Annotated in this window: 9 protein-coding genes and 5 tRNA genes; 7 read left to right on the plus strand and 7 right to left on the minus strand. The window is 50.7% G+C overall.

What is annotated here, in order from left to right; all coding sequences use genetic code 11:
• Nucleotides 1-526: 526 nt before the first annotated feature.
• Both BIZ37_RS12125 and ilvY read right to left on the minus strand, forming a co-directional pair.
• A complete protein-coding gene (locus tag BIZ37_RS12125; protein ID WP_187461733.1) occupies nucleotides 527-1,732 on the minus strand; it encodes an S-adenosyl-L-homocysteine hydrolase in 1,206 nt (401 codons plus the stop codon).
• A 21-nt stretch (nucleotides 1,733-1,753) separates the two neighbouring features.
• On the minus strand, nucleotides 1,754-2,632 hold the full coding sequence (ilvY, locus tag BIZ37_RS12130) for an HTH-type transcriptional activator IlvY (protein WP_107300335.1): 879 nt from the start codon (nucleotides 2,630-2,632) through the stop codon (nucleotides 1,754-1,756).
• 133 nt (nucleotides 2,633-2,765) lie between these two features.
• Between ilvY and ilvC the strand changes: the two genes are divergently transcribed.
• Nucleotides 2,766-4,250 carry a ketol-acid reductoisomerase gene (gene ilvC / locus BIZ37_RS12135; protein ID WP_107300334.1) on the plus strand — a complete coding sequence of 495 codons (1,485 nt, stop codon included), beginning with the start codon at nucleotides 2,766-2,768 and terminating at the stop codon, nucleotides 4,248-4,250.
• A 77-nt stretch (nucleotides 4,251-4,327) separates the two neighbouring features.
• Here the strand turns inward: ilvC and BIZ37_RS12140 are convergent, their stop codons facing one another.
• The 4 genes from BIZ37_RS12140 to BIZ37_RS12155 all read right to left on the minus strand — a co-directional run bounded on the left by BIZ37_RS12140 (nucleotide 4,328) and on the right by BIZ37_RS12155 (nucleotide 9,609).
• Nucleotides 4,328-4,597 carry an accessory factor UbiK family protein gene (locus tag BIZ37_RS12140; protein WP_107300333.1) on the minus strand — a complete coding sequence of 90 codons (270 nt, stop codon included), beginning with the start codon at nucleotides 4,595-4,597 and terminating at the stop codon, nucleotides 4,328-4,330.
• A gap of 132 nt (nucleotides 4,598-4,729) precedes the next feature.
• A complete protein-coding gene (locus BIZ37_RS12145; RefSeq protein ID WP_107300332.1) occupies nucleotides 4,730-7,849 on the minus strand; it encodes a multidrug efflux RND transporter permease subunit in 3,120 nt (1,039 codons plus the stop codon).
• 12 nt (nucleotides 7,850-7,861) lie between these two features.
• Complete coding sequence (locus BIZ37_RS12150; protein WP_187461734.1) at nucleotides 7,862-8,968, minus strand: efflux RND transporter periplasmic adaptor subunit; 1,107 nt, start codon at nucleotides 8,966-8,968, stop codon at nucleotides 7,862-7,864.
• A gap of 29 nt (nucleotides 8,969-8,997) precedes the next feature.
• Nucleotides 8,998-9,609, minus strand: a complete 612-nt coding sequence (locus BIZ37_RS12155; RefSeq protein ID WP_187461749.1) for a TetR/AcrR family transcriptional regulator — start codon at nucleotides 9,607-9,609, stop codon at nucleotides 8,998-9,000.
• A 141-nt stretch (nucleotides 9,610-9,750) separates the two neighbouring features.
• Here BIZ37_RS12155 and rep point away from each other — a divergent pair, with 141 nt between their 5' ends.
• Nucleotides 9,751-11,766 carry a DNA helicase Rep gene (rep, locus tag BIZ37_RS12160; protein WP_187461735.1) on the plus strand — a complete coding sequence of 672 codons (2,016 nt, stop codon included), beginning with the start codon at nucleotides 9,751-9,753 and terminating at the stop codon, nucleotides 11,764-11,766.
• 81 nt (nucleotides 11,767-11,847) lie between these two features.
• Here the strand turns inward: rep and BIZ37_RS12165 are convergent, their stop codons facing one another.
• Entirely contained in the window at nucleotides 11,848-12,258 is a 411-nt protein-coding gene (locus tag BIZ37_RS12165) for a cytochrome c5 family protein (RefSeq protein WP_107300329.1), read from the minus strand.
• 290 nt (nucleotides 12,259-12,548) lie between these two features.
• Between BIZ37_RS12165 and BIZ37_RS12170 the strand changes: the two genes are divergently transcribed.
• The 5 genes from BIZ37_RS12170 (at nucleotide 12,549) to BIZ37_RS12190 (ending at nucleotide 13,176) form a co-directional block, all read left to right on the plus strand.
• Nucleotides 12,549-12,625: transfer RNA gene (locus BIZ37_RS12170), tRNA-Arg, on the plus strand.
• Nucleotides 12,626-12,659: 34 nt separating this feature from the next.
• A tRNA-His gene (locus tag BIZ37_RS12175) sits at nucleotides 12,660-12,735 on the plus strand.
• Between the two features lie 157 nt (nucleotides 12,736-12,892).
• Nucleotides 12,893-12,969: transfer RNA gene (locus BIZ37_RS12180), tRNA-Pro, on the plus strand.
• A gap of 9 nt (nucleotides 12,970-12,978) precedes the next feature.
• Nucleotides 12,979-13,054, plus strand: a tRNA-His gene (locus tag BIZ37_RS12185).
• Nucleotides 13,055-13,099: 45 nt separating this feature from the next.
• A tRNA-Pro gene (locus BIZ37_RS12190) sits at nucleotides 13,100-13,176 on the plus strand.
• The last annotated feature ends 282 nt before the right edge of the window (nucleotides 13,177-13,458 follow it).

A 13,458-nucleotide genomic window follows, 5' to 3' on the forward strand; every position in this document is an offset into this window, starting at 1 on the left:
CACTTATACTAAGCCCGAGTCTTACGACTCGGGCTTTTTTACGTTTTGGCCTTAGGCAAAACGTAAGGCGCTGGGAGGAGCGGGCCCTGGGCTCGGGGAAAAGCATAAGATCAAAAGCATAAGATCAAAAGCATAAGGTCAACAGCCTCTCCTTACCTGAAGGGCATTAATGTAAACCTAGCCCTGTGCCACATATATTAAGCCCAAGCTGAAATGCTTGGGCTTTTTTACGTTTGGCCTTCGGCAAATGTAAGGACCTGGGAAGAACAGGCCCTAGGCTCGGGGAGAAGCATAAGAGCAAAGCTGAAGAGCAGTAATGTAATCCCAGTACTTCGATATGAATTTAGAAGCCCTGCTAGTGATAGCAGGGCTTTTTACGTTTCAGGCCAGAGGCTAATGGCTTGGGGCTATAGGAAAAGCGAGGAAACATGGCCATTGGAAAAGCGGCTAGAGGCTAAAGGAAGAGCAGGATCTTGAAATGGTTAAGCTATTTCAAACAATCTGGTTCGCCCATCGCCACTCTTCCTCATTGATAATTATAAAAATGCCTTAACCAGTGCTCGGCGATAGCGGTTTCATCACTTTCACTTAGAGGCTGTATACCTGAGTTAAATCTGTCTGGCTGGCAGAGCAACTGAAGTCCAGCCAGCATATGGGCGGCTTCGAACAGGTAGAGGGTTGGGTCTCCCATCCCCGTTTTGAATGGGGTATTGGCCGATTCGCCGCCAGCCAACAGGTATAGGCGATGCCCCTTTCTGGTTTGGTATTCTCGGATCAGTTTATTACCGCCTACCTCAGTGAGCGCCCCATTGGCAATCAAGGTGGGTAGGTTGAGTTCATCATCGGCAGAGGTCACAGTGGCAATAAAGCTGTTATCACTGATGTTATCGAGCAGGTGCTCCGGAATCGCCCCATTGCCGGTACAGCAATAGATGAGGTTACATTCTCGGATTAAGCGCTCTATGGAACAAACCTGGACGCCGTTGCGGGGAAACTGGGTTAGCCTCCTCGGATCAATATCGGCGACATAAATGTTACCGATTGCCTTGCCTTTAAGGTATTGGATCACCCCGCAGCCGAGATTCCCGGCCCCAATGACCCCAACCTTGAGGAACCCATCGTTATTGAGTTTAAGGCCAAACTCTTCACGCAGGATCTGATCGGAATAGTGGACGATACACTCCGAAGCCTCGTAGTCGGCAGGCGCCTTGATACTAAGGTGGGAGACGGTTACTAGCGGGTGGTTCATGGTGCGGTTGAGGTACTTGTACAAACCATTAGCAGTGAGCTCAGTGATACCGATCAGTTGCTCTTGGAATACGTTGCCGAGGTGCTCGATGGCATGGGAGAAGTACCCGCCGTGGTCGAGCAGTAGGAACTTGCTGTCAGCGGTGATGTGCTGACGAATAAAGGCTTCGGCAAATAGAGGATCACGCAGTTGCTCTTTGGTAACCGTATCGTTGGCAATCGAGCAACTTGGCAGTTTTTCGATGGTCTCTTTGATAGCGCTATTGCCATTGGCTGTTGCCCCTTTGGGAATAAAGATCAATTGGTGGGCAAGCTCAGCCAGCACATTAATATAAGGTAGGGAGCCTTCATAGCAATGCATGACTGAAAAAATGATTAGGTTGTTCGGCGTACTGTAGCTTTTTGCTACTTGTTTTAGGAAGTCATAGCCCTTGGCTGCGTAAAAATCAGAGTAGTACGAATGAGTTAAGATTGGTTGAGGCATTATTATTATTCCATTGAAAAATTAATTGCAGCCAAACAGATTGAGTAGCGCATAGAGTAACGGCTCATGTTGACGGCTCTGTTTACAACACAGCCCTAATTGCATCGGATGCACTTTTTCTTTTTCTAGCCGTTTGACCTTGTTCCCTACCGGGCTATTTTCAATGACCACATCAGGGGCTATGCCTACCCCACAGCCCAGCGCGACCATACTGACAATCGCTTCATGGCCGCCGACCTGGGCATAAATTTGGGGTTTTATCTTTTTGCTTTTTAACCACTTATCGGCTTTATCCCTGGCGGTACCGGACTCAGGCAAAATAAAAGGCAGGCTGGCCCAATTCGGCGGGTCTGCCAGTGCCTTTTGCAGGCTTGCTGGCGGTAGCAGGGGAGTAATAACCGACATCGAGACATTGTCTAGCTCGGTATAGGTCAGTTTGCCCGGTAAGGTATCTGGTTTGGCTGCAATTGCTATATCGGCCTCATCGTTCTGAACTTTATCGATGGCTTGGGCCGGGTCGCCGGTGAGCAGTTGTATTTCTACCTGGGGATAGAGTTGGCGGAAACGGTTGAGGATATCAGGCAGGTGGCTGTAACTGGCAGTGACTGAGCAAAAGAGCGTCAGTTTACCCTGCAGCTTGTGGTGATGGTCAGCCAGTTCGGCTTTGACCTCCAGCCAATTGGAGACAATCAATGCCGCTGTTGGCAATAGGGTCTGTCCTGCAGAGGTCAGTTCGACACTGCGGTTGTCACGGACAAACAGGGTTTGTCCCAAGTCCTCTTCCAGTCGTTGGACGATCCGGCTAAGGGCCGATGGGCTGATATGCATGGCCTGGGCGGTTTGGCTGAAGCTTTTGGACTCGCACAGGTGAAGGAATAACTGCAAGGTTTTTATGTTCATCTTCCATGTTGCACTTTTTGCAATGACTTATTGTGAATATATCACTTTGCGCAATTTACTGCCTGATCTACTATCGGATTATTCGACAAGCACTGTCGGCCCAAGGATAATAATTTTCACGGAGTTCGCTGTTATGGCTAATTATTTCAATACCCTAAACCTTCGCCAGCAATTAGACCAACTAGGCCGTTGCCGTTTTATGGACCGCAACGAGTTCGCTAACGAGGCAGATTACCTCAAAGGTAAGAAGGTCGTGATTGTTGGTTGTGGTGCCCAGGGCCTTAACCAGGGCCTGAACATGCGTGACTCTGGCTTGGATGTGGCCTATGCCCTACGTCAGGCTGCAATTGATGAGCAGCGCCAGTCTTACAAGAACGCCAAAGAAAACGGTTTTGAGGTAGGCAGCTACGAAAACCTGATCCCTCAAGCGGATCTGGTTGTTAACCTGACGCCGGACAAGCAGCACACCAATGTGGTTGAAACGGTAATGCCGTTGATGAAGCAAGGTGCGTCACTGGGCTACTCTCATGGCTTCAACATCGTTGAAGAAGGTATGCAGATCCGCCCTGATATTACAGTGGTAATGGTTGCGCCTAAATGTCCAGGTACTGAAGTACGTGAAGAGTACAAGCGTGGCTTTGGTGTTCCAACCCTGATTGCGGTTCACCCAGAAAATGACCCTCAAGGTGATGGCCTTGAAATCGCAAAAGCTTGGGCTGCTGCAACTGGCGGTCACCGCGCTGGTGTGTTGGAATCATCTTTCGTTGCCGAAGTGAAATCTGACCTGATGGGCGAGCAGACTATCCTTTGCGGTATGCTACAGGCAGGCTCGATTGTATGTTACGAGAAGATGATTGCCGATGGTGTTGATGCAGGCTACGCCGGTAAACTTCTTCAGTATGGTTGGGAAACCATCACAGAAGCGCTGAAGTTCGGTGGTATCACCCACATGATGGACCGTCTGTCTAACCCAGCGAAAGTGAAAGCTTTTGAGCTATCTGAAGAGCTAAAAGAGCTAATGCGTCCGCTTTACAACAAGCACATGGATGACATCATCACTGGCCACTTCTCTAGCACCATGATGGCAGACTGGGCCAACGACGATGTGAACCTACTGGGCTGGCGTGGCGAAACAGCCGAAACCCAGTTTGAAAACTACCCAGATACAGACGTAGAAATCTCTGAGCAAGAGTACTTCGACAACGGTATTTTGATGGTGGCGATGGTACGTGCCGGTGTTGAACTAGCGTTCGAAGCGATGACGGCTTCTGGCATTATCGAAGAGTCGGCTTACTACGAGTCACTGCACGAGCTTCCGCTGATTGCCAACACTATTGCCCGTAAGCGCCTGTACGAGATGAACGTGGTTATCTCTGATACTGCTGAATACGGTAACTACTTGTTCGCTAACGTAGCAACCCCGCTGCTTCGCGAGAAGTTCATGCCATCAGTAGGAACGGATGTTATCGGCAAAGGCCTAGGTGAGACCTCTAACCAGGTTGATAACGCGACCCTAATCGCCGTGAACGACACAATCCGCAACCACCCGGTTGAGTACATCGGTGAAGAGCTGCGTGGCTACATGACAGATATGAAGCGTATCGCTGTGGGTGGTTAATCCTCCCAAAGTCTAAACAATAAAAAAAGCCCAGGTGATGCATCACCCGGGCTTTTTGTTGGCTGTTTTACCAATAATTACTCTTGTTCAGTATCAGCCTTTGGCGCCATGCGGTTTTCCAACTCATCAAGCTTCTGCTCAAGGGCGGATAGCTTCTGGCGGGTACGCAGCAGCACCTGGGTCTGTACATCAAATTCTTCGCGGCTAACCACATCCAACTTACCAAGCTGTGCTTGGATCACTTGGCGAACTTTCTGTTCTACATCATTACCCAGCTCTTTAACTGGCTGAGGCATCGCGTCCTGGATTTGCTTGGCCACTTGCTCAAGTTTCTTTGGATCAAACATAGCTTAGTTAACTCCGTAACGGCATTTCATCTGTTGTCGTTATTTTATTCAAATATAACAGGATTGTCGTTGCTGTTGGTACAAAATAAAAGAGGCCGTTAAAAACGGCCTCTTGATCTTCAGTCTTTCTGTTTAGCTATCGTGCGCTTCTTTCAAGGCGTTGCGTGCTTCATCGGCACGCTTAAGCTTTTCCAAGTCTTTGTCCTCGACGAAGACTGGCAGTGGCTTGTGGATACTAGCCAAGTAGGTGTATATCACCGGTAGTACAAACAGGGTGAACACCGTACCGATAGCCAGGCCGGCAACGATAACAATACCGATACTGAAGCGCTGGGCTGCACCGGCACCGGTGGCATACAACAGCGGGATCAGACCAGCAATCATCGCCGCCGTGGTCATCAGGATTGGACGCAGACGAATTTTCGCCGCTTCCATAACAGCTGCCATACGGTCTTTCTTGTGGTGCAGCTGCTCTTCTTTGGCAACCTCACAAATCAAGATACCGTGCTTGGTGATAAGACCAATCAGGGTGATCAAACCGACCTGCGAGTAGATGTTCATCGAGGCTGCGCCCCATGCCAGGGCGATCAGGGCACCACAGATAGCCAGCGGAACCGAGACCATGATAACCAGCGGATCGCGCAGTGATTCGAACTGGATAGCCAGAACCAGGAAGATGATCGCCAGTGCCAGGGCAAAGGTGGTGTACAGTGCATTACCTTCGGTCACGAACTGGCGGGCTTCACCCATGAAGTCATGCTGGTAACCGGCTGGTAGCGTGCTAGCGGCTTCGGTCTGGAACCAATTGATGGCATCACCCATCGCGACGCCGGGTGCAGGAACCGCGCCGACGGTTGCTGAGTTCAACTGGTTGAAGTGAGGCAGCGAGCGTGGCTCGGAGATCACTTCAATCGTTACCAGGCTACCCAATGGAATGGCATTGCCGTCAGCTGCGCGGACATAGTAGCCCTTGAGGGATTCCGGGTTGAGGCGGTATTTACGCTCAACCTGTGGGATCACCTCGTAAGAGCGGCCATTAAGGTCGATACGGTTAACATAACCGTCGGCCATCATGGTACTCAGGGTCATACCGATATCCTGCATAGTCACGCCATAGGCACCGGCCTTGTCCTTGTCGATCTTGATCTTCATCGTTGCCGAGTCGTAGTTCAGGTCGAGATCCGAGTAGACGAACATTGGGTTGGTTTTCACCTTGCCCAAAATATCGCTACTGATCTGGAACAGGCTCTCGAAGCTGTTCGGCGTGGTGATGACGAACTGGATAGGCAGGCCTGAACCCGCACCCGGTAGCTCAGGCATCTGGAAAGCCGTTACTGCCATCTCCGGTACGTCTTTGACCAAGTCAGTGACACGCTTAACCACGTCAGCCTGGCTCGCTTCACGCTCGCTCCAAGGCACCATAGAGGCAATACCGAAGGCCTGGTTGGAGTTAGGCACGCCAGAGAAGACCTGGGCAAACGCGACTTCAGGCTGCTCGACCAGAATACGGTTGACTTCACCCATGGTGTTCTCGATGTAATCAAGGTTGGCGTTAGACGGCGCCGTCCCCATCATTACGAGTACGCCCTTATCTTCCGATGGTGCCAGTTCACTCGGGATGAACTTGAACAACAACGGTAGGGTACCGAATACGATCAGGGCGAACACTATCACCACCGGACGCATTTTCATGATCCCGCCAAGCATCTTCTCGTAGCGGTTGGTCATGCGATCGAGGAAGTGGTGGACTGTGGTCTCGAACTTGCTCGGCTTCTCATTGGCCTTAAGCATCTTCGAACACATCATCGGCGATAGCGTCAGGGCGATGATCCCCGATACGAATACCGCACCGGCCAGGGTCAGGGCGAATTCCTTGAACAGCGAGCCGGTGATCCCACCCATCATAGCGATAGGGGCATATACCGCACCCAGTGTCAGGGTCATGGCGATAACCGGTACTGCGATCTCACGGGTACCGATAATCGCCGCACGGAATGGTGATTCCCCTTCCTTGATATGGCGGTCAACGTTTTCCAAAACAACGATGGCGTCATCTACCACCAGGCCGATAGCCAGTACCATTGCCAGCAGGGTCATCAGGTTCCACGAGAAACCGAATGACTGCATTACCATGGCTACACCAATCAGTGATAGCGGGATGGTGACAATCGGGATGATAACCGCACGCAGTGAGCCTAGGAACAGGGTGATCACGACCAGTACAATCAGCGCTGCTTCGGCAATGGTTTTGATAACCTCATTGATCGACTCGTTAATCGCAATGGTGGAGTCGTACATGATGTTCATCGAGATATTGCTTGGCATGTTGCGTTGCAACTCAGGCAATAGCTCGTAGACATCGGCTGCGATGTTGATTGGGTTGGCGCTTGGCGCCGCATTGATGGCAGCTACGACAGCCTCTTCACCGTTGGCAGACGCACGGTAGACATCATGGCTCTTCTCTAGGGTGACTTTGGCGATATCACCAAGGCGGATCACCTGGCCTTCCTGGGTAGAAACAACCAGTTTTTCCAGCTCGTCAGTGTTGGTTACCTGAGTATCTGCCGTACCGTTGTAAAGCACGAACTCGCCGGTCGCCTGACCGGTTGCCGACTGGTAGTTGTTGGCATTGAGTACGTTCATCACATCCGAGGCAGTCAGGCTGTAGGCAGCCATTTTGGCCGGATCTAACCAAACACGCAGGGCGTATTTCATACCGCCGTACAGATCAACCTTGGACACACCGTTAACAGTGAATAGCTGCGGGTTGATCACTCGCTCAAGGTAGTCGGTGATCTGGCTTGATACCAGCTCATCACTGGTGAAACCGATATACATCACCGCCGTCGTCGAGCCGGTCGACATGGTAACTGTCGGGTCTTCGGCTTCCTTAGGCAACTGCGAACGTACCGAGTTGGTCTTGGCCAGGATATCTGCCAGTGCCGCATTCGGGTCGGTGTTCAGCTTCATGGTGACTGTGATGGTTGAGGAACCCAGCACCGATGACGAGGTCATGAAGTCGATATTGTCAGCCTGTGCGATAGCCTGTTCCAGTGGCTGGGTAATAAAGCCCTGGATCAGGTCGGCACTGGCGCCGTAGTAGCTGGTGGTGACCGTTACTACGGTATTGGTCATGTCAGGGTATTCCCGGACCTGCATTTTGAAAATTGCCTGCAGGCCAAGGAGGGCGATCAAAAAGCTGATCGATACCGCTAACACAGGACGTTTAATAAAAACATCTGTAAAGCGCATGTCTCCTCCGGATCACAGCATTGGGGTTTCAGCTGGAGCTTCCAGCGAGTTGCTTTCAACCACACGGACTTTAGCGTGGTTACTCAGGCGTACCTGGCCGGAAGTGACCACTGTATCACCGGCTTTAACACCGTCGAGGATGTGGACGCTGTTACCTTTACGCTCGCCAACTTTGACCACAGACTGCTTGACGCGCAATACACCGTTTTCATCTTCGCCTGCCAGGTAGACGTTATCGCCGTACAGGGTGTAGGTGATGGCTGTCTGTGGCAGGATGATCTGATCTTCCAGTGTTGGCAGGATGATATGGGCACGGGCGAACATACCGCTGCGAAGCTGGCCTTCATTATTCGGGATGTCAGCTTGGACCTGGACGAGACCGCTCTGGTAGTTGACCGCAGGCTCGATAGCACTGATTTCACCGCTAAATGGCGTTTCCGGGTAGGCATCAACAAAGATTTCTACTTGCTGGCCTAAATGGATCTCGGAGATATCGGTTTGTGGCACGGTAAAGCGCAGTTTCATTAGCGAGGTGTCTTCAAGGCGGACCACATCTTTGCCTGGCTGGATATATTCACCCAAGAATACATTGCGTAGGCCGACCACACCGTCAAACGGTGCCTTGATAGTGCGTCGCTCGATAGTTGCTTTCAAGCTTTCGATATCGGCAACCAGCGAGAAGTAAGACGCTTCGGCATCATCAAAGGCTTCTTTGGAGATAGAACCTTTTTTGAATAGGCCGCGGTAGCGCTCATATTTGGCTTTGGCTGCTGGAAGGCGGGCCTGGGAACTCTTCAGGTTGGCATTTTCCACATCAGAGTCTAGAGCCAAAAGCTGTTGCTCGGCTTTTACCGTCGCACCGGATTCAAAATCGATGCTTTGGATCACACCCGATACTTCCGTGGTGATGGTGACACCCTGATTTGGTTCGATAAAGCCGATCGCTTCGATGGCCGGTACCCAGTTGCTTGGAGCCGCTGTTGTAACCGTCACTGGAAAATCAGGCTCGGGCATATTGGCCATGTACTCGGCGATCTTTTTTTGTTTGAAGAGATTGAAACCAATCACGCTGCCGAAAAGCAGAATCGCGACCAGTAGCATCACTATCCATTTTTTCATTGTTGGGTGTGCTCCGAAGTTAGCTAATGTTAATGCTGAATTATGGCGTCCCACGATGCTTGGATAGCTGCCTCGAGGGCTTCATCGCTGACCTGGTAAACGCCGTTTATATGTTTGCGGGCCAAACAAGCGCTTGGCTCAAGGCTTAGTGCGCTCAAGATTTCGTTATCGAGGTTTTTGAACAGGCCACTGGCCTTGCCCTCCTCGAATAACGTATTCACCTTGGCGAACATTTTCTTTTCTAATAGTTTTTGTTCATGGCTTTCGCGCCGTGGCAGGTTTTCGAACTGGCCTCGGTTGATCAGTGGGGCATCTTCCTGGGTTGCCATGTTCCAGATGTTGAGCCACATGGTGCGAAACCTATGCTGCAATGGCATGTCATCTGACACGTTCTGGCTGATTTTGTTCGCGACATAGGCCAAAATGTGATCATGAAGCTGGTGCAACAGATCTTCTTTGTCCTCGAAGTAACGATAAATCGTCCCTGCGGCTACCCCTGCCTCCTTGGCCACCATTTGCATCGAAATCCCGTGAAAGCCATGTTCCGCCAGCAACTTTTCTGTTGCTTGAAGGATGCGTTTTTTCTTGTCACTCATAAAAAGGCAGTTGTAAATAAAGATGATGAATGAATGTTCATTCATCATTTTATGGTGCCTGATTATATGTGCAAGCAATTTTTTATATCGTCGGGATAAGCAGGCTTGATAGGGAGTCGAATAGACAATGCCGGTGAACCCGCTACAATGCGCCTGCTGACCCGAAGATCAACACAGGATAAGTCAATGAAACTGAACCCAAGGCAAAACGAAGCGGTAAAATACGTCGCCGGACCGTGTTTGGTCCTTGCCGGCGCAGGCTCGGGCAAGACCCGGGTGATCACCAACAAGATTGCCTATCTGGTTCAGCAATGTGACTACAAAGCCCGTAACATCGCGGCCTTGACCTTTACTAACAAGGCTGCCCGGGAGATGAAAGAGCGGGTCGGCCAGACGCTGGGCAAACAGGAAGCCAAGGGCTTGATGGTCTCGACCTTCCACACTCTTGGGCTGAATATTATCCGTCGCGAATACAAGGCGTTGGGACTCAAAGCAAGCTTCTCCTTGTTCGATGACCAAGATCAGATGGCCTTGCTCAAAGAGCTGACAGAGCAGCAGATCGATGGCGATAAAGATCTGCTGAAGCAACTATTGTCGACCATCTCCAACTGGAAGAATGACATGCTGTCGCCTGCAGAAGCCAAGGCCCGCGCCTCTAGCGAGCGCGACCAGATGTTTGCTTATTGCTATGAGATGTACCAGCGCCAGATGAAAGCGTACAACGCGCTCGACTTTGATGATCTGATTTTGATGCCGGTGCTGCTGCTGCGTGATAACCAGGAAGTGCGCCAGCGCTGGCAGAATAAGATCCGTTACCTGCTGGTGGATGAATATCAGGATACCAATACCAGCCAGTATATCTTCGTTAAGTTGCTGGTGGGTGAGCGTGCCCGCTTTACCGTGGTTGGCGATGATGACCAGTCTATTTATTCCTGGCGGGGGGCCCAGCCGGAAAACTTGGTGCTGCTCAACAAAGATTTCCCATCGCTGAAAGTCATTAAGCTGGAGCAGAACTACCGCTCAACCAGCCGTATCCTGCGTACCGCCAACATTTTGATTGCCAACAACCCGCACGTTTTCGAAAAAACGCTGTTCTCTGAGATCCCCGATGGCGAGATGCTCAAGGTGATCACCGCCAAGAATGAAGAACACGAAGCGGAGAAAGTGGTAGGGGAATTGATTGCCCACCGCTTCCTCAACAATACCCAGTATAAGGATTACTCTATCCTCTATCGGGGTAACCACCAATCACGGTTGTTTGAAAAGGCGCTGATGCAAAACCGGATCCCTTACAAGATTTCCGGGGGCACATCATTCTTCTCGCGCGCCGAGATCAAGGACATCATGGCTTACCTTCGCTTGTTGACCAACCTAGATGATGACAATGCCTTCCTGCGTATTGTTAATACCCCGCGCCGTGAGATTGGCCCGGTGACGCTGGAGAAACTCGGCACCTACGCCAACATGCGCGGTAAGAGTTTGTTTGCTGCCAGCTTTGAGATGGGGCTCGAGCAGCACCTGTCCGGGCGTGGCTTGGAGTCCCTCCAGCGATTTACCCGTTGGGTGGTTGAATTGTCTGATAATGCCGAGCGTGGCGATACGGTAGCAGCAGTCCGCCAGTTAGTCAGGGATATCAATTATGAAGACTGGCTATATGAGACCTCGGCGAGTCCTAAAGCTGCCGAAATGCGGATGAAGAACGTCTCGGATCTCTATAGCTGGATAACGGCCGACCTTGAAGGGGATAACTACGATCAGGAAGAGAAGACCCTCAAGGAAGTCGTCCAGCGTTTGACCTTGCGCGATATGATGGAGCGTGGCGAAGATGATGACGATGCCGATCAGGTTCAGCTGATGACACTGCATGCCTCTAAAGGCTTGGAGTTCCCTTACGTTTATCTGGTTGGAACCGAAGAAGGTATTCTGCCGCACCAGACCAGTGTAGACGAAGACAATGTCGAGGAAGAGCGCCGCCTTGCTTACGTGGGTATTACCCGGGCCCAGAAAGAGCTGACCTTTACCCTGTGTAAGGAGCGTAGGCAATTTGGTGAGCTAATTAAACCTGAGCCTAGCCGGTTTTTGTTCGAGTTGCCACAGGATGACCTGGAATGGGAGGCAGACAAGAAGCCGATAACCCAAGAGCAGCGCATGCAGAAGGGGCAAGCCCACATTGCCAATATCCGGGCGATGTTCAAGAAATAGCACCGTGGTTGCCGGTTTAAGGACAATAAAAAAGCGAGGGCCGAAAGGCGCTCGCTTTTTTTGTTGTAGGGAAAGGGGGATTTACAAGCCGGCAATCATATGGTCGATAGCGGCAATAATTTCGTCATCGCTACAGTCCATACAAGAGCCTTTTGCCGGCATGGCATTGAAGCCGTTGATAGCGTGGTCGGCCAGCACATCATTGCCCTTGGCGATACGTTCGCTCCAGTCTGCTGAATCACCAATCTTAGGTGCTCCCATAACTCCTGTTCCATGACAGGCTGCACAGAAGGTTCCGTACACGGCATCACCGCTACGCGGGCCGGCAGCAACCGCTGGGCCTGCTGGGGCATCGCCCTCAAGGTAAACGGAGCCTATCGGTTTGATACGTTCTGCGATAGCTTCATCTGACATGTCGGCTGCGACTGCAGTGCCGGTAAATGCCAGGGCAGCAACGGCCGCTACCATAAGTTGTCGAAGAGAAAATTCCATTGAGCTCACCTTACACTTCCAGATCATTATGTGCGATTGCCACAGTCTTATTCGTGCTTGTTGTTAGTCAAACTGTTGAGACAAGGCAGTGATTATTTACAAAATGTTTAATATGTAAAAACATCGTGATTATATCCCCTATTTTCCTTGCGATAAACTAGGCGGCTGCTTTTGTATGATACTAATCAACAGTTATTTGCCTATATTTGCAGCGAACGAGAAAAAAACTTAAAAAAACACTTTACGACAGGGGTCCCGATCCGTAATATTCACCTCCGCCGATAGGGCATGCGCCCGTAGCTCAGCTGGATAGAGCGTTGGCCTCCGGAGCCAAAGGTCGAAGGTTCGAATCCTTTCGGGCGCGCCATTCCGGACAGGATCGTATTGGCAAAGAAACATTGGTGGCTATAGCTCAGTTGGTAGAGTCCCGGATTGTGATTCCGGTTGTCGCGGGTTCGAATCCCGTTAGCCACCCCATATTTTAGGGTATTGATTATAATATCAGTATCTAGGGGTGAAAACCTCAACAGAATTAAGTCAGTGAATTGCCTAGTTTGATAGTGCATCACGGCTCTTGGGAATAGCGGACCAGAGGGTAACCCTCTCGGAGTGAAACCAAGGAAAAGAATTAAGTCGGTGAATAGCGCAGTTTGGTAGCGCATCTGGTTTGGGACCAGAGGGTCGGGGGTTCGAATCCCTCTTCACCGACCACTTACAGCGGTGGCTATAGCTCAGTTGGTAGAGTCCCGGATTGTGATTCCGGTTGTCGCGGGTTCGAATCCCGTTAGCCACCCCATTATTTCAGGTATCTTGATACCTTGGCATCAGCCTAAAACATTGTCGGTGAATAGCGCAGTTTGGTAGCGCATCTGGTTTGGGACCAGAGGGTCGGGGGTTCGAATCCCTCTTCACCGACCACCATTGAAAGCCTCGTCAGAAATGACGGGGCTTTTTTCGTTTCTCCTAGTTATGCCTCTTTTTCCATTCAAGAATCCATAAACAAGCCCACTCCTTTTGGGGCTAACCCCTTCCCCTTCAATAGTGTGATCTGCTGCTAAAAACTATTTTGAATAGATTACCCCTCTGGATATCGGTGGTAATCCGGTATATCACATCACCGCATGGTAATAGTACGGTGTTTGTTTCTATATTGTTAAGTACTGTTTTTGGCTTTTTGATTATTTATGCAATTCCAAAAAG

Source organism: Photobacterium sp. BZF1, from assembly GCF_014349205.1.
Taxonomy (GTDB): domain Bacteria; phylum Pseudomonadota; class Gammaproteobacteria; order Enterobacterales; family Vibrionaceae; genus Photobacterium.

Coding starts and splice junctions, on each gene's coding strand:
- ilvC (WP_107300334.1), top strand. CDS start 2,766: ATGGCTAATTATTTCAATACCCTAAACCTTCGCCAGCAATTAGACCAA.
- BIZ37_RS12125 (WP_187461733.1), bottom strand. CDS start 1,732: ATGCCTCAACCAATCTTAACTCATTCGTACTACTCTGATTTTTACGCA.
- BIZ37_RS12165 (WP_107300329.1), bottom strand. CDS start 12,258: ATGGAATTTTCTCTTCGACAACTTATGGTAGCGGCCGTTGCTGCCCTG.
- BIZ37_RS12140 (WP_107300333.1), bottom strand. CDS start 4,597: ATGTTTGATCCAAAGAAACTTGAGCAAGTGGCCAAGCAAATCCAGGAC.
- rep (WP_187461735.1), top strand. CDS start 9,751: ATGAAACTGAACCCAAGGCAAAACGAAGCGGTAAAATACGTCGCCGGA.
- ilvY (WP_107300335.1), bottom strand. CDS start 2,632: ATGAACATAAAAACCTTGCAGTTATTCCTTCACCTGTGCGAGTCCAAA.
- BIZ37_RS12155 (WP_187461749.1), bottom strand. CDS start 9,609: ATGAATGAACATTCATTCATCATCTTTATTTACAACTGCCTTTTTATG.
- BIZ37_RS12145 (WP_107300332.1), bottom strand. CDS start 7,849: ATGCGCTTTACAGATGTTTTTATTAAACGTCCTGTGTTAGCGGTATCG.
- BIZ37_RS12150 (WP_187461734.1), bottom strand. CDS start 8,968: ATGAAAAAATGGATAGTGATGCTACTGGTCGCGATTCTGCTTTTCGGC.